The sequence below is a fragment of the Serratia odorifera genome, from assembly GCF_041448735.1.
GTDB classification, from domain to species: Bacteria; Pseudomonadota; Gammaproteobacteria; order Enterobacterales; family Enterobacteriaceae; genus Serratia_F; species Serratia_F odorifera.
On record NZ_JBGMUT010000002.1, the window covers coordinates 739,638 to 755,881 of the forward strand.

The 16,244-nt window shown below is 55.1% G+C and carries 14 protein-coding genes; 5 read left to right on the forward strand and 9 right to left on the reverse strand.

What is annotated here, in order from left to right:
• Position 1 precedes the first annotated feature (1 nt).
• The 4 genes from ACCC84_RS09595 to ACCC84_RS09610 all read right to left on the reverse strand — a co-directional run bounded on the left by ACCC84_RS09595 (position 2) and on the right by ACCC84_RS09610 (position 4,187).
• Positions 2 to 469 (reverse strand): hypothetical protein, encoded by a 468-nt coding sequence (locus ACCC84_RS09595; protein ID WP_273869897.1) that lies wholly within the window; start codon positions 467 to 469, stop codon positions 2 to 4.
• A 425-nt stretch (positions 470 to 894) separates the two neighbouring features.
• Positions 895 to 1,611 carry a two-component system response regulator DcuR gene (dcuR, locus tag ACCC84_RS09600; protein ID WP_273869896.1) on the reverse strand — a complete coding sequence of 239 codons (717 nt, stop codon included), beginning with the start codon at positions 1,609 to 1,611 and terminating at the stop codon, positions 895 to 897.
• A gap of 4 nt (positions 1,612 to 1,615) precedes the next feature.
• Positions 1,616 to 3,217, reverse strand: coding sequence for a sensor histidine kinase (locus tag ACCC84_RS09605; RefSeq protein WP_004961927.1), 1,602 nt, complete (start codon positions 3,215 to 3,217; stop codon positions 1,616 to 1,618).
• Between the two features lie 127 nt (positions 3,218 to 3,344).
• Positions 3,345 to 4,187, reverse strand: coding sequence for a class I fructose-bisphosphate aldolase (locus ACCC84_RS09610; RefSeq protein ID WP_004961929.1), 843 nt, complete (start codon positions 4,185 to 4,187; stop codon positions 3,345 to 3,347).
• Positions 4,188 to 4,640: 453 nt separating this feature from the next.
• Here ACCC84_RS09610 and ACCC84_RS09615 point away from each other — a divergent pair, with 453 nt between their 5' ends.
• The 4 genes from ACCC84_RS09615 (at position 4,641) to ACCC84_RS09630 (ending at position 9,169) form a co-directional block, all read left to right on the forward strand.
• Positions 4,641 to 5,570 carry a sugar ABC transporter substrate-binding protein gene (locus tag ACCC84_RS09615; RefSeq protein ID WP_004961936.1) on the forward strand — a complete coding sequence of 310 codons (930 nt, stop codon included), beginning with the start codon at positions 4,641 to 4,643 and terminating at the stop codon, positions 5,568 to 5,570.
• 75 nt (positions 5,571 to 5,645) lie between these two features.
• On the forward strand, positions 5,646 to 7,130 hold the full coding sequence (locus ACCC84_RS09620; RefSeq protein ID WP_004961938.1) for a sugar ABC transporter ATP-binding protein: 1,485 nt from the start codon (positions 5,646 to 5,648) through the stop codon (positions 7,128 to 7,130).
• Between the two features lie 16 nt (positions 7,131 to 7,146).
• Positions 7,147 to 8,187, forward strand: a complete 1,041-nt coding sequence (locus ACCC84_RS09625) for an ABC transporter permease (RefSeq protein WP_004961942.1) — start codon at positions 7,147 to 7,149, stop codon at positions 8,185 to 8,187.
• 64 nt (positions 8,188 to 8,251) lie between these two features.
• Positions 8,252 to 9,169 carry a sugar ABC transporter substrate-binding protein gene (locus ACCC84_RS09630; protein ID WP_371901792.1) on the forward strand — a complete coding sequence of 306 codons (918 nt, stop codon included), beginning with the start codon at positions 8,252 to 8,254 and terminating at the stop codon, positions 9,167 to 9,169.
• A gap of 92 nt (positions 9,170 to 9,261) precedes the next feature.
• Here ACCC84_RS09630 and lhgD read toward each other — a convergent pair whose 3' ends face one another.
• The 5 genes from lhgD to ACCC84_RS09655 form a co-directional block, all read right to left on the reverse strand.
• Complete coding sequence (gene lhgD, locus ACCC84_RS09635) at positions 9,262 to 10,452, reverse strand: L-2-hydroxyglutarate dehydrogenase (protein ID WP_004961947.1); 1,191 nt, start codon at positions 10,450 to 10,452, stop codon at positions 9,262 to 9,264.
• Positions 10,453 to 10,455: 3 nt separating this feature from the next.
• Positions 10,456 to 11,172, reverse strand: a complete 717-nt coding sequence (locus ACCC84_RS09640; RefSeq protein ID WP_371901793.1) for a FadR/GntR family transcriptional regulator — start codon at positions 11,170 to 11,172, stop codon at positions 10,456 to 10,458.
• A complete protein-coding gene (locus ACCC84_RS09645) occupies positions 11,169 to 13,136 on the reverse strand; it encodes a TRAP transporter permease (protein WP_371901794.1) in 1,968 nt (655 codons plus the stop codon). Before ACCC84_RS09645 ends, ACCC84_RS09640 begins: the two co-directional genes overlap by 4 nt.
• Entirely contained in the window at positions 13,133 to 14,185 is a 1,053-nt protein-coding gene (locus ACCC84_RS09650) for a TAXI family TRAP transporter solute-binding subunit (RefSeq protein ID WP_371901795.1), read from the reverse strand. The genes ACCC84_RS09645 and ACCC84_RS09650 overlap by 4 nt, the downstream gene beginning before the upstream one ends.
• 214 nt (positions 14,186 to 14,399) lie before the next feature.
• Positions 14,400 to 14,723: a cupin domain-containing protein gene (locus tag ACCC84_RS09655; protein ID WP_004961957.1), complete on the reverse strand. Its 324-nt coding sequence runs from the start codon at positions 14,721 to 14,723 to the stop codon at positions 14,400 to 14,402.
• 384 nt (positions 14,724 to 15,107) lie between these two features.
• Between ACCC84_RS09655 and ACCC84_RS09660 the strand changes: the two genes are divergently transcribed.
• Complete coding sequence (locus tag ACCC84_RS09660) at positions 15,108 to 16,235, forward strand: MFS transporter (protein ID WP_371901796.1); 1,128 nt, start codon at positions 15,108 to 15,110, stop codon at positions 16,233 to 16,235.
• The last annotated feature ends 9 nt before the right edge of the window (positions 16,236 to 16,244 follow it).

The window sequence follows — 16,244 nt, forward strand, 5'->3', positions numbered from 1 at the left end:
ATTAAGCAACGTGGTGTACTGCAGCATCGGCAGCGCCGGCAACGCCGTTGACTTCCACCGCCACGGGTGCTGCGGCTGCCTGAGTGTCGCCGCCGGTATGTTGCAGGGCTGCGATCAACGCATCGGTGGCGTCGGTCACGGTGTCGGTTGCGCTATCGGTGACATGGTCAACGACATCGGTTACGTCGCCGATTTTGTCCAGTACGCCGGTGACAAAATCGGTGACGTTACCGGCCAGATCGCCAACGGTGCCGCTAATATCACTGACCAGGCCCAGTACCGACTTGGCCAGATCGCCAGCCAGATCGCCGATGCTGCCCGCAATGCCGGTCAATACACCCCAAAAGCCGCCGGTACCGGAAGTCACTGCGTCAACGACGCCGCCGATTGCTTCAGTGCCGCTGTCTACGGTGGAATCGACAAAATCGCTCACGCTGCCCACTACGTCTTTCACGATATTATTAGCCATATTTACTCCTGAAATCTTGCCAGATTGTTGAAGTTACAGAGTGTGCTTCCCAGCCCAAGAGGTTCATCCTTCGCCAATAAAGTTAGAACCTGATCACGGTTATAATCAAAGTTTAATTAAGTATCAAAACCACGCACACATAGAGGGTAATAAAGCATTTTTAAATTTAGTTTATTTAAATCAACAAAATATATTGATTTGAGACTTGTCCGATGAGTGATTTTTTTAGGATTACTTCTATATACATGCAGTTATTAGTGTTAAAAAACTAATTAATTATGACAAAAAAATTAAATGGTCATAAGTTCTGGAATTTGTTGCCATGACGCTACTTATGGCTGGGAATATCGCCTTTGGGCAGGGTTACCCGTGATGGTGGGAGGCAGGTGTCGGCAAAGAAGACGCTTTGCCGACCGGGAAAGCAACTAACGACAATAGGCTTGCAGCAGCGCGTGGGCATCCGCTTTAAGCTGATATAAATACACCGGACGTCCGGTGGTACCGTAGAGAATACGTGTAGCAAGGATGCCACTTTCTGCTAGATAAATCAGATACTTGCGGCATGAAACTCGTGAGATGCCAATGGCATTGGCCAGGTTGTCGGTGGAAAACTCGCCGTCGTGCTGTTGATCGATCCATTCACATACCGTGCTGAGGGTGATGTTGGTCAACCCCTTCGGCAATTTCTTGCTTTCAACGCTGCCTGGTTGGCGGCGCAGCAGATTATCGACATCCGCCTGGGCACAGAATTCACGCTGCGCCAAAATCTGCGATTGCTGCTGATAATTGCTCAGTGCCTGTTTGAAACGGGTAAATTGAAAAGGTTTAATCAGGTAATCCACCACGCCGTAATGCAGCGCTTTTTGCACCGTATCGACGTCGCTGGCGGAGGAGATGATGATGACGTCGGTTTTTTCGCCCAATTCACGCAGGGCCGGCAGTAAATCAAGTCCGTTTTCCTGCTGCATATAGATGTCCAGCAGCACCAGATCAATGCTGGTGCTGGCGTCAGTCAGCAACGCGCGCGCCTGCGCCAGCGTGGCCACCGTGGCCTGGCAATGAAACCCGCTTACCTGGCTCAGGTAATATTTATTGAGTTCTGCCACCATCGGGTCGTCATCGACAATCAATACGTTAATCATGTGTTCAGCTCTTGGCCTGATAGGGAATGCGTACATAAAACTGGGTCATTTCACCCGGTTCAGAGTCAAAATCAATGCTGCCGCCGAGTTTTTCCAGGCGACTGCGGATCAGCGCCAGCCCAATACCACGGCCTGGCCCTTTGGTTGAAAATCCCTGTTCGAATATCCGCGTACCGATCGCAGGATCGATACCGGGGCCGTCATCGCTGACGATACAGTGTAAGTGATTATCATGATGATGAAAGCTTAGGGTAATTTCATGTCCTTCGGCGCCGTCGATGGCATCGAAGGCATTTTCTATCAAATTGCCCAGTACGCTGATCAACACGTGGATGGCTTCGGCATCGTCGGTTTCTGGCAGCATGCTGGTTTCGTCGAGCGTCAATTCAATGCCAGCCTCGTGTGCGCGGTTAATTTTGGCAATGAAAAAACCGGCCACTTCGGGGGATTTAATCATTCGCAGCAGCGTGCCGATTTCTTCCTGATAGTTGCTGGCGGTATTGATGACGTAGTTTTCCAACTGTTGGTAAGCCTTCATGTGCAGCATGCCCAGGATCACGTGCAGTTTGTTCATAAACTCATGCGACTGTACCCGTAGCGCGTCGGCATATTGCGCCATTCCGCTCAAGCGCTGCAGCAGTCGGCTGACTTCGGTCTTGTCACGAAAAGTAGCGATCGCGCCAATCACCTGGCCGTTGACGATCACCGGTACGGTGTTGGTCAGCAGTTCACTGCCGTTGAAGGTAATTTGCCGGTCGCGCAGCGGTTTGCCGCTGGCCAGCACGTCGGCCAGATGCAGCTGTGCCGGCCAATGCTTGCTGGCGGCATCCTGCAACAGATTTTCAAATGGCCCGCTTTGCCGCAGCAGGCGCTTCGCTTCGTCATTGACGATGGTAATGCGTGATTGGTGGTCAACGGCGATCACTCCTTCCTTGATCGATTGCAGCATGGCGTTGCGCTGTTCAAACAGGTTGGAAATTTCATAAGGCTCAAAGCCGAGCATGATACGTTTGAGCGCCTTCACCAGGAAGAAGGTTCCCAGCGTGCCGACCAGCGCGGCAAAGGCCAGCGTCCAGTAAATAATCCAGCGGCTTTCGCCAATTACCCGTTGCACGGTATCCAGTGCTATACCCAGCGCGACGACGCCGATCTGTTGCCGTTGCGCATCGTACACTGGCACAAACACTCGCAGCGCAGGTGCCAGCGCGCCGCGATTAATCGCGCTGTTCGTTTTGCCCAGCAATGCCGGCGCCAGATCGGTGCCGATAAAATGTTTACCGATCAGCCACGGCTTGGGATGGGAATAACGAATACCTTTCATATCCAGCACCACCACGAACAGCAGTTCGTTTTTACTGCGTACCCGTTCGGCAAAGTGCTGGATCACCCCGCTGCGATCCTGCTGCTGCAAACCGTCGATCACCGTGTTTGACAGTGCCAGCGTCTCGGCAATCGCCATGGCTTTTTGCCGCAGCTGATCCTGCCCCTCGTGGTTCATCTGCACGAAAAATAGCGCGTAAACCACCAGCAACACCGAGGCGATGATGGCGGAAACCATCAGGATAAGCGAAGTGCTGAGCTTCAGCGGCAGCCGTTGTCTGGGCATGAGGGTTCTCCGGATGGTGTTAGGGTGACGCGCTAGTCGAACGAGGAACTCGGGGGTGGGGCACCGGCAGCAGATTACCACAGGCCGCCGCCGGTTTTGCGGCTTACTTTAGTTACAAAAGCCCGGTTTACTCCTGCTGATAAATCGCCAGCGCCTGTTCGCCGCTGGCGCCAGCATGAATAATTGCCATCAATGCGCTGACCACCCGTGACGGATTGGCATGCTGATAAACGTTACGCCCATACACCATACCGCTGGCACCTTGCGCCATCAGCGCGGCTGATTTTTCCAGCACGGCGCCAAGTTCACCTTTGCCGCCGCCGCGTACCAGGGTCGGGCAGCGTGCGGCTTCTACGATACGGTGGAAATCGTCAATATGTTCGGTGGGATCGGCCTTGATGATATCCGCACCCAGCTCACGCGCCAGCCGCACCAGCGGCACCATTTTTTCCACGTCTCCCAACGAACCGTAGGCCACGCCTTGTCCGGCTGGTGCCATCACCAGCGGCTCAATCATCAACGGCATGGCGTATTTATCGCAGGCGTGGCGCAAGCGACCGATGTTATCCACGCACTGACGAAAAATACCGGGTTCGTTCGGGATCATATACAGATTCACCACCACCGCGGCGGCGTCCATCTGCAATGCTCCGAGGATCGGCGCCTGCGGATTATGCAGCAGCGCCCACATTTCGCGATGACGCTCGGCATTGTAGGCATTGCCGACGTCGGTGCGCATCACCAGCGCAGGTTTGTCGCGTTGCGTGCTTCGTTGCAGCAGGTCGGCCTGACCATAATTGACCTGGATGGCGTCCGGGTGCGCATCGATAAGGTTGTGCATCACCCGTTCGATATCTTCCAGCCCGTGCAGAAAATCCGGCTCATTGGCGATGCCGTGATCGATGGCCACGTCCAGGCATTTGCCGTGGTTAAACAATCGGTTCATCCGTACTTTGGCGCTGTTGTGCATGCCGTCGCTCCCGTCAGAAAGTTACCCTAACAGTATTAGCGACGATGGGCGGGGCAACAAGGCGAAACGCCGCACGAAACGCGCCGGTGTTTTGGCGTATTTTTCGCCATTTGTTAGATCCGTGTCATGTTTCTGTTAATCCGTCATTCCAAAATGCATGTTCCGCTTGTTTGGATGTAAAAGTTTCAATAATCTAAATTTTGAAATAAACATTTAATAATTGCCATGCGCATTTGGATTGCAAAGCAAGGGTTTATTTCAATGCGTTGTTTTATCTCTATTTTGAGACTTTGATCAATCTTTTTAACACCCAGAAATACTGTCCGAAAAACAGTAATTCAGTGGTTTCAAAGGAATAACACCGGACGGATTGTTGTTTGAATGTAAAAAATATTTTTCATTAGCTGTCAAATCAACAGGCCTCTTCATTCTAACGATTAAAGGGTACAGAACATGAAGCTGAAGAAACTGATCGTCTCGTCGCTGTTAGTGTGCATGTTGCCGGCCAGTGCGCTGGCCAAGGACATAAAAATCGGCGTTTCCATGGCTTACTTTGATGACAACTTCCTCACTATCCTCCGCCAGTCGATGCAGAACAAAATGAAACAGGACGGCAACGTCAGCGGCCAGTTCGAAGACGCCAAAGGGGATATCGCGCAACAGGTACAACAGGTTGAAAACTTCGTCAGCCAGGGCGTGGATGCCATCATCCTTAACCCGGTCGATACCCAGGGTGTCAAGCCGATGATCAAGCTGGCGGAAAACGCCAAGATCCCGCTGGTGTTTGTTAACCGTCGACCGGAAGTGACGTTGCCGGCCGGCATGGCTTACGTCGGTTCAGATTCCAAGCTGGCTGGCAAACTGCAAATGGAAGAGCTGGCCAAGCTGATGAACGGCAAAGGCAACGTGATGATCCTGATGGGCGAGTTGTCCAGCGAGGCGACGCGTGATCGTACCCGTGGAGTGGAAGAGGTTGCAGCCAAATATCCGGACATCAAGATTATCGACAAGCAAACCGCCAAGTTCTTCCGCAAGGAAGCGGTTGACGTCACCACCGACTGGATCCTGTCCGGCCAGCAAATCGATGCCATCGCCTCCAATAACGATGAAATGGCGATTGGCGCGATCCTGGCGCTGAAACAATCGAAGAAAAGCGGGGTGCTGGTGGCGGGCATTGACGGTACGCCGGACGCGCTGGAGTTCATCAAAAAGGGCGATTTGAGCGTCAGCGTGTTCCAGGATGCCAAGGGGCAAGGAGAAGGTGCGGTACAGACGGCGATTCAGCTGGTGAAGGGGGAAAAGGTCGACAGCAGCGTGCTGATCCCTTACCAGTTGATTACCAAGGATAACTATCAGCAGTTTGCCGATAAGAACAAAAAGTAAACACAGCGTCATCGCTCGCCTGACGTCGTGCATACGCCGGCGTCAGGCCGCAGGACGGCAGCGGAGGTTATCAGTATGTATCCCTATGTTCTTGAGGCCGAAGGCATCAGCAAGCAGTTCCCCGGCGTCAAAGCGCTGGATAACGTGTCGATTAAAATCAGGCCGGGCAGCGTACACGCCTTGATGGGGGAAAACGGCGCCGGCAAGTCAACCCTGATGAAATGCCTGATAGGCATCTACCACCCGGATCAGGGCTCGATAAAAATCAAAGGCCAGCCGGTGAGCTTCGGCGATACGCTCGAAGCGTTGCATGCCGGTATTTCGATGATACACCAGGAGTTGAATCTGGTACCGCATATGACGGTCGCGGAAAATATCTGGTTGGGGCGTGAACCGGCCCGGCTGGGGTTCGTTAATCACGATGAACTGAATAAACAAACCCAGGCCTTGTTAACGCGACTCAATATCAAATTGCAACCGGGCATGATGGTCGGGGAATTAAGTATCGCCAGCCAGCAAATGGTAGAAATTGCCAAGGCGGTGTCTTACAACGCCGACGTGCTGATTATGGACGAACCCACATCGGCATTGACCGAAGGCGAGGTGGGCCACCTGTTCGCCATTATTCGTGAACTGCGTGACCAGGGTAAAGGTATTATTTATATCAGCCATAAAATGGATGAAATATTTTCCATTACCGATGAGGTGAGTATTTTCCGCGACGGCAAGTTTATCGCCAGCGACAACACCAGCAACCTGACCAAACAGTCGTTGATCACCATGATGGTCGGGCGTGAACTGACGCAGATGTTTCCCAAGTTCAATAACAATATCGGCGAGGAAGTGCTGCGCGTCGCCGGGTTGCGTCGCGAGGGCTGGTTTGATGACATTTCATTCAGCGTAAAACGCGGTGAAATTCTCGGGGTCGCCGGGCTGGTGGGCGCCGGACGCAGTGAGGTGATGGAAAGCCTGTTCGGCATGCACCCGGCTGATGGCGGTGAAATCTATGTCGAAGGTCTGCCGGTGCGGGTCGACTCCCCCTCCAGAGCGATTGAGCATGGTCTGGCTTTTTTAACCGAAGATCGCAAGAAATCCGGTTTGTTCCTGGTGTTGTCGGTGGTGGAGAACATGAGCATTGTCAATCTCACCAATTACATCGGCAAAAACGGTTTCGTCAGTCATGTGCAAATGGCCAAGGACTGTATGGAGCAAATCAAAAAGCTGAACATCAAAACGCCAACCATGGATCAGATTATTAATAATCTTAGCGGCGGCAATCAGCAAAAAGTATTAATTGCCCGCTGGCTGCTGGCACAGCCAAAAATATTGATCCTCGATGAGCCAACGCGCGGCATAGATGTCGGCGCCAAGGCGGAGATCTACCGTTTGATTAGCGAACTGGCCAACCGTGGTGTGGCCATCATTTTAGTGTCCTCGGAATTACCGGAAATTCTCGGAATGAGCGACCGGGTAATGGTGATGCACGGTGGGCGCATCACCGGCATTCTGGATAAAGACGACGCCGATCAGGAAAAAATCATGGCGCTGGCCTCTGAATAACGCAAAGGTGAACCCAATGAGTAACGTAAAAATTGAAAAGACGCTCAGTGGCGAGCAGGCGCGCAAAGGCTCGCTGTTTTCCAGCCTGAGTGGCAAGATGCCCAAAGACGTGGGAATTTTCATCGTCATGCTGGGCATTGCATTGATCTTTGAACTGCTTGGCTGGTATATCCGCGATCAGTCGTTTCTGATGAACCCGAGCCGCCTGCTGCTGATCGTGTTGCAGGTGGCTATCATCGGCATTATCGCCGTTGGCGTCACTCAGGTAATTATTACTACCGGCATCGATCTGTCTTCCGGTTCGCTGATCGCACTGAGCGCGGTGGTGGCCGCCAGCCTGGCGCAAACTGCCGACAGTATTTCGCCAATGTATCCCGGGCTGCTGGACTTGCCGGCGGCGGTGCCGATCGGTGCCGGGATCGGCATTGGCATACTGTGCGGGTTTATCAACGGCTTCTTGATTACGCGCACCGGTATCCCGCCGTTTATTGCCACCCTGGGCATGATGGTATCGGCACGCGGCCTGGCACAGTATTACACCAAAGGCAATCCGATCAGTTTCCTGTCGGATGATTTTACCGCCATCGGTCAGGGCGCGATGCCGGTGATTATCTTTCTGGTGATTGCGGCGGTGTTCCACATTGCGCTCAAGCACACCCGCTACGGTAAATATGTCTATGCCATTGGCGGCAACATGGTGTCGGCAAAAGTGTCCGGCATCAACGTCAATAAATACCTGGTGATCGTCTATACCATTGCCGGTGGCCTGGCGGGATTGGCGGGCGTGGTATTGGCGGCGCGTGTCAGCAGCGGCCAGTCGAGCATGGGGATGTCTTACGAACTGGACGCCATCGCCGCGGCGGTTATCGGTGGCAGCAGCCTGATGGGCGGCGTCGGCCGGATCACCGGCACGCTGATTGGCGCGGTGATCCTGGGGCTGATCAAGAGCGGTTTCACCTTTATCGGCGTCGACTCCTACATCCAGGACATTATCAAGGGCATCATTATCGTTGCCGCAGTGGCGATCGATATGCGCCGTAATCGCAAGAAAAGCTGATTTTGCCGTGAATTTCCGCCGATGCCGTCTGGCCGGCGGTTTTTTTTAGCGTGGGGAAACCATCATGAAATCATTGCAAACCCTGTTGCTGGTTGCCGCATTGGGCTGTTCTACGCCGCTGCTGGCGGAAACCATCGGCGTTTCGATGGCCTATTTTGACCAGAATTTCCTGACCATTATTCGCCATTCGATTGATAAAGAGGCCAAGGCGCGCGGCATCACCGTGCAATTCGAAGACGCGCGCGGTGACGTCGGGCGTCAGACCGATCAGGTGCAGAACTTCATCAGCGCCGGCGTTGATGCGATTATCGTCGATCCGGTCAATTCTGCCAGCACCCCGGCGATCAGCAAAATGGTGACGCGTGCGGCAATACCCTTGGTGTATGTCAACCGTACTCCCGGTGACAGCCAGTTACCGCCCGGTGTGGTGTTTGTCGGCTCGGATGAAAAAGAGTCCGGCACCTTGCAGATGGAGGAACTGGCGCGATTGGCCAATTACCAGGGCAATGTGGCGGTGATGATCGGCAACCTGACGGATGCCGGCGCGCTACAACGCACTCGCGACGTCGAGCGGGTGGTGGCCAAGTATCCAAAGATGAAAATCGTGCAGAAACAGAGCGCCAACTATTCACGCAGCGAAGGTATGGATCTGATGATGAACTGGCTAACCAACGGCGAGTCGATCGACATCGTGGCGGCCAATAATGATGAAATGGCCATTGGCGCCATTATGGCGCTGCAGCAGGCCGGTAAAAAGGACGCCAAGCTGTTGATTGGCGGCATCGATGCCACCCCGGACGGTCTGCAAGCCATGGCGTCCGGCAAAATGCAGGTGACGGTGTTCCAGGACGCCATCGGCCAGGGTAAGGCGGCGGTGGCGGTAGCGCAGCGTATGATCAAGGGCGAGAAAACGGAGCCTTATTACTGGATCCCGTTTGAACTGGTGACCCCGGCCAATCGGCAGCAGTACGTGGTGAAGTAATGACGGCCGCGGATAAACGTTGACGATGAAAATGCCATTCGGCAGCGGCGAATGGCATTGCATGGCGGTGGCTTCGGCGATGCCGTTCGCCGTTACAGTGCCGACAGGTGCTGGCGCACGATTTCGCGGCCGATCTCCAGCGACGCGGTTGCCGCCGGGGAGGGGGCGTTGCACACATGCAGCGAACGACTGCCTTTGACAAAATGGAAGTCATCCACCAACTTGCCGTCGACGGTCAGCGCCTGGGCGCGTACGCCGGCCGGCCCGGGGCGCAGGTCACTTGCCTGCAACGCCGGGATCAGGCGCTGCGCGTTTTCGGTAAACAGCCGGCGCGACAGCGAGCGGCGGATCTCCGCCACCCCCTCGCCGAGATAATTGCCGGCAATCTTCCAAAAGCCGCGGTAGCTCAACACCTCAGCCAGGTCTTTCAGATTGATGTCACGTTTGCGATAACCTTCGCGTTTGAACGCCAGTACCGCATTGGGGCCAACATCACGTTTGCCGTTATACATGCGGGTAAAGTGCACTCCGAGGAACGGAAAGTCCGGGTTGGGCACCGGATACACCAGATGGTTGACCAGGTGGTTTTTGTCGCTGTTCAACACGTAATATTCGCCGCGAAACGGCACGATTTTCATACCGGTGTGGTAGCCCGCCAGTTTGGCGATGCGGTCGCTGAACAAACCGGCGCAGTTTACCAGCCATTTCCCTTGGTAGCTGGCGTTCGGTGTGCGCACCTCGACCCTGTCGCTGTATTCCTCGATGGCCTCGACCCGCTGGCGGTAGACGATCTCTGCGCCGCGCTGCTGGATGATTTCCGCCAGTTTGGCGGCCACCTGTGCATAGTTGACGATGCCAGCGTCCGGCACCAGCAGCGCTTCCAAGCCGTTAACGTATGGCTCGCGCTGCTTGAGTTCCGCCTGACTCAGGCGTGATACCGCCAGGCCGTTTTCCAGTCCGCGCCGATAAATGTTTTCCAGTGCATCCAGTTCGTTCAACTGGGTGGCGACAATCACTTTGCCACACTGGTCGTGATACAGGTCGTGTTGGCGACAGAAGTCGAACAGGGTTTTATTGCCCTGTTTAGCCAACCGAGCCTTCAGGCTGCCTGGGGTATAATAAATACCGGAGTGCACTACATTACTGTTGTGGCCGCTTTGATGCGCTGCCGGGCCGGCTTCTTTGTCAATAATCAGAATGCGCCGCTGCGGGTTGCTTTCCTGCAGCGCATTGGCCACGCCGAGCCCAACCAGACCGGCGCCAATCACGATAACGTCATACATGATTTATTCCATATTCTCATTTTCAAGTCGGCGCAGTTTGCCGCGTACGTTGCTCAGGTGACGTTGCATGCAGCGAATGGCCGCAGCCGGATCGCTGGCCTTGATCGCCAACAACACCTGGTGATGCTCCTCGATGACCCGTTGCCGTTCCGCCAGGCGACCACGGTTTTTGCTGAGTGAATAAACCAGCACGCCCAGATACAGTTCATGCATGTTGTCGAGTATCTGCACGAAAAACGGATTATGTGACGCCTGCATGATGGCGCGGTGAAACAGATAGTCCTGCTGGTAACCGATCTGCTCTTCGTGCAGCGTGGCGTCACGAAACGCGGTAAATGCCTGTTCGATGGCCTGCAATTCCTCTGCGCTGCGACGCTCGGCGGCCATGCCGGCCGCCTGTTGCTCGATGACTTCCCGCATTTCCAGTAGCGCTTCGACTTCGTCGCGGTTGGCTATCTCCATCATTAACGGTTCGTACTTGCTCAGCAGCGAATGCTGCTCAACCCGATGCCCACCGCCCTGGCGTGAGGAGATAATGCCGCTGACTTCCAGCACGCCGAGGGCTTCGCGTACCGGCACCCGACTGACGCCAAAGGCGTCGGCCAGGATATTTTCCGAGGGCAATTTTTCGCCCACCGGAAAAGTACCGTCACTAATACCGGCTTTTAACTGAGCCAAAACCTGATGCGATGCTTTCTGGCGGGTAACCTTGTGAATCATTCATTGCTCTCCGGTAAATTGGCGGCCAGCGGGGCACGTTGTTTATAACGCAGCAGGTGCATCACGCCAGCGCTGACGATCAGTGCTGCACCGGCCAGGTCGGTCAACAGGCCGGGCTTGATCAGCATGATGGCGGCAATGATAAACAGCAGCCGTTCCAGCCAATGGGTTTTCATCAGCCAGAAGTTGGCGCTGGCAATTGACAGCGCATAAATGCCAACCAGCGCGGTGACGATCATGTGAATGATGGAAAAGACGCCCACATCCTCGCCCTGCATCAGCAGCGCCGGGTTGTAAACCAGAATGAACGGAATGATAAAGCCCGGCAGCGCCAGCCGCACCGCATCCCACGAGGTTTGCATCGGATCGGCGCGGGCGATGCTGGCTGCGGTATAGCTTGCCAGCGCCACCGGCGGGGTAATGTTCGACAGCGCGCCAAACCAGAACACGAAGAAGTGTGCCGCCAGCGGCATCACTCCGGCCTTGATCAGGATCGGCGACACGGTAACCGCCACCACGATATACAGCGCGGTTGAGGGCAGCCCCATGCTCAGCACGATGCATACCAGCATGACCACCAGCAGTATCATCCACAAGGTGTTATTGGTCATTGAAACGATATTGAACGCCAGCGTAGAACCGATACCGGTCATGGTCACCACGCAGATGATAACGCCAATGGCGGCGCAGGCGATGGTCACCTGAATCGAACCGCGTGCCGCTTCGTTCAGCGCTTCGGCGATTTTCTTCGGCGTCATGCGCACCGTGCTGTCCGGCGTGATCCAACTGGCGACAATAATGGAAACAATGCCCAGGAAGCCGGCATAAATCGGCGTTTTACCCATCAGCAGGGTGCCGATGACGATCACCAGCGGCAGCAGCAACAATCCGCGCGCCTTCAGCACCGCTTTGACCTGCGGAATATGCTCTTTGCTGAGACCTTTCAGGCCCTGTCTTTTCGCTTCCAGATCGATGGCCATGATCAGCGCCGCGTAGTACAGCAACGCCGGCACGATGGCTGCAATCACGATGGTGGTATAAGAGATGCCAAGGAAACCGGCCATGATGAACGCGGCTGCGCCCATAATCGGCGGCATGATCATGCCACCGGTCGACGCGGTGGCTTCAACCGCGCCGGCGAAACGCGGTGACAGACCGATGCTTTTCATCAGGGGGATGGTGAAAGTGCCGGTAGTGGCGACGTTGGCCACTGCGCTACCGCTCAGCGAACCGGTCAGCGCCGATGAGATCACCGCCACCTGCGCCGGGCCGCCGCGGCGACGTCCGGCCATCGCCAGTGCCAGATCGTTAAACAGCTGGGTGGCGCCGCTGACGCTGAGAAATGCGCCGAACAGGATAAATACCACGATGGCGGTTGAGGCGGTGGACAGGGTAATTCCGAATATTCCTTCGCTGGTCATAAACAGCCGGTACAGCAAGCGTTCCACCGAAAAACCGCCGTGGCCGAATATGCCCATGAAATATTGCCCGAACAGCGCATAGACGATGGCAAAGGTCGCCAGACCGGGGATGAAATAGCCGGTCGTCCGCCGCGCGGCTTCGAATAAGACCGCAATGCCCAGTGCCGCCATCAGGTAATCGGTGGTATTGGGTATGCTTTTGCGCACGACGTGCAGATCGAAATAGTTAAAGTAGAAATAGCCGTAACTCACCAACGTTAGCGTGATGAACAGATAATCCCAGCGGTTGAACGCGCTGGTGGCGTGATTTTTGGAGAACGGGAACAGGATGAAGCCAAGGATCAGGATCCCACTCAGAAAGGTGGTGTTACGATAGAATTCCTGGGTATTGGCCAACGCGTTGGAATAAATGGCATACAGCGAAATGGCTATCGCCAGCAGCGTAGCCAGTCGCAGGGCGATACCAGCCAGCGGTCGGCTGCCCGCGCCGGCTTCTTTATCCAGATCGACCACCGGTGGGGGTGTCAGTTTTTCAGCGTTCATAACGCCTCCGTATTTTTAGACGCATCGCCTGCGGTTGCCGCTTCAGGCGGCACCAGATAATCAGGTATGTTGACGCCGACTTCGCGGAAATAGCGATAGGCGCCCAGATGCAGCGGCACGGAAACGCCTTTTAGCGCATTTTCCAGCGAGATGTATTTGGCAGAACTGTGCACCTGATGCACTTCAGGCAGGTTTTCGAACATGGTTTTGGTCAGGTCATAAACGATCTTTTCATCAATCTGCCGGATAGAAACCAGAATGTTCGGCTGGGCGATGGTGGCGACCGCCTTGTTTTGCCGCGGATAGGTGTCCGGCTTTATTTCAAAGCGGAACCAGGCATTGGCAATGGCATTGATACTGGCCAACTGCTGGTCGGTGACGTCCAGAATGCGCGACGGAACGCCGCTGGCGTACATGTCGGTGACCGCGGCGGCCGGTACGCCGGCAGGCAATGCACCGCCGTCGAGTCGGCCATCACGCATCGCCGAAACGGTATCGCCATAGCCGAGGTATTCAGGCGAAATGGATTTTTTGCTCAGCTTGATGCCTTGCAGGATCACCACCGTGGACTGCTCGGTGCCGCTGGCCTGTGGGCCCACCGAAAAACGGCTGCCGGCAATGTCGTTTAGGGTGCCGTCTTTCACCTTGCTTTCCAGCATCACGAAGTGTTCCACGTTGGGCCACAGCATCGAAATGGAACGCAGATCTTTGTAGGCTCGCTGGTCAAAATTACGCACGCCTTCATAGGCTTCGGTGGCAATCAGGCTTTGCAGAATCGCCAACTGCGCCTCATCTTTCTGCAACAAATCGATGTTTTCGATTGAGCCGGCCGAGGACTGTCCGGTGACCTGGATACCGTCCTGCTTCAGCCGGTTGCTCCAGACGTTAGCCAGTCCGACGCCCATTGGGTAGTAGGTGCCGCCGGTAGAGGCGGTAGCCACTGACAAAAAGGTCTTGTCGACATTCTCCGCCTTGCCGGCGATAGCCAGCGCCACTACGGCGATGGCCGCAGTGATACCTGCTAACAATTTGATTTTTCTATTTTTCATAGTAAGTACCAGAGGTTGAAACAAATGGATAACATTTGCTGCAACTTGTATACAACATGGCAGATTCTTTGGCCTACTGGCGGCAACGGGATTTGTGATCGGGTTGGGCAAAAAATGGTCGAAAATTGTTGTGGAATGTGACGAAGGTTAAAACAAATGCATCAGCCGCGGCGTTGCTGCCGCGGAGAAAATAGCGGAGGGCGCCGAGGTCAAACTAAGGCAGAAAGTCTTCGCGCTGTGGGGTGAAAGTATCCAGCAGGGTACCGGGTTCCAGGCAGACGCAACCGTGTACCACGTCGGGTTTTTTATACAGGGTGTCGCCTGCCGCTACCTGATGGGTTTGGTCACCGATGGTGAATTCAAAACGGCCGGACAGCACATAGGTGAGCTGTTCGTGCGGGTGGCTATGCAGTGGTCCGATCGCCCCGGCGCTGAAGTTGACCTCAACCGCCATCATGGTGCCGCCGTGGGCCAGAATGCGCCGTGACACGCCGCCGCCGAGATCCTCCAGCCGGGTATCTTGTTTGAACGTGAACATGCTGAATCCTCGTAGTGTTCGAGCTGAATGATAAAATGAAACATTGTTTTATTTATATGGGAATATAATGTCGTTGGCCGCATTTGTCGAGCGCTATAAACCCGCCAGCAAGCCCTGCAGCCGTTGTAATGTATTGCGCCAATTTTGCCGACGGTTCGCCAGGCGGCGTTCTTGCCGAACGCGTGCCCGCAAAAACGTGCCTCGGATTTCTGGTAAATTACGGATTAGCTGCTAATTTTTAGCTGAATTCACCTGATTTCGCCGGGCAAGATATTTGCTGCGACTCACCGTGCGTTACTGCGGGGCCAATGCCGTTCACCCCGCGTGTTATCCGTCGTCTGCCAGCGGGTTTCCGACCATAAAAACGCCAAGGGGTTAATCACCGTGTCATTTCTTCGCAATAAAATCGGCGTGCTGCTCGCGGCGATGATTTTTGGTTTGACCTATGGCCTGAGCGCGCCGCTGATCGCCATCAAACTGGCGAACATGAATTACAGCGAAGCCTTTATCGGCATCAATGCGGCACTGCATGCGGTAGGGGTGTTTATTGTCGCGCCACTGCTGCCCCGGCTGTGTCGGCGCTACTCCGCCAAGGCGTTAATGCTGAGCGCGTTGCTGATATCAGCGCTGGTGCTGTGTCTGTTTCCCTATACGCCGATTGCCGTCTGGTTTTTGCTGCGGCTATTGCTGGGGGCAATGAGCGAAATCATGCTGGTGGTGACCGAAACCTGGCTGAACTTTATGGCAGAAGAGGCGGTACGTGCACGGGTGCTTGCCGCCTATACCGCCAGTCTATCCTGTGGTTTTGCGCTGGGGCCGTTGATTTTGGCCAGCGTGGGCAGCAATGGTGCCATCGCCTTCTTTATTGGCGCGGTGATTGCGCTGCTGGCGGCGAGCGTGGTGGCCTGTTCGGCGATCAAACCCTTACCGGCAGAATCCCATCAGTCCAAGCCGGCGATGATGTATCTGCGCCTGGCGCCGCTTGCCGTTGCGGCGACGGTATTGAATGCCGGCCTGGAGTCGGCCGGCATGAACCTGCTTTCTGTTTATGCGATGAATTTGGGCTGGAATGAACAATCCGCCACCTCGCTGATTTCGGTGTTGATGATTGGTGCCATCCTGCTGCAATTGCCGATTGGCTGGTTGGCCGACCGCTTCAACCGCCAGCGGTTGATCGTGGTAATGGCGGCGTTGTCAACGCTGGGCGCGTTGCTGTGGCCGATGTCGCTCAACTATCCGTGGCTGGCTTATACGCTGCTGTTCGTCTGGGGCGGGGTGTTTGTGGGGATTTACACCGTGATGATTACCCTGGTTGGCGAACGTTTCAGCGGCGGCGAGCTGGTGGGGATTTATTCGCTGCTGTCGGTGGCCTGGGGGCTGGGCGCGCTGCTTGGTCCGACGCTGGGTGGCGTAGCGATGGCCTTCAATACCCACGGCCTGCCGTTGATGGCGGCCTTGATGTGTGCAGTGTTCACGCTGTTTGCCCTCAAAAATATGCGTCGCGGCGTTTAACGCAGCGCT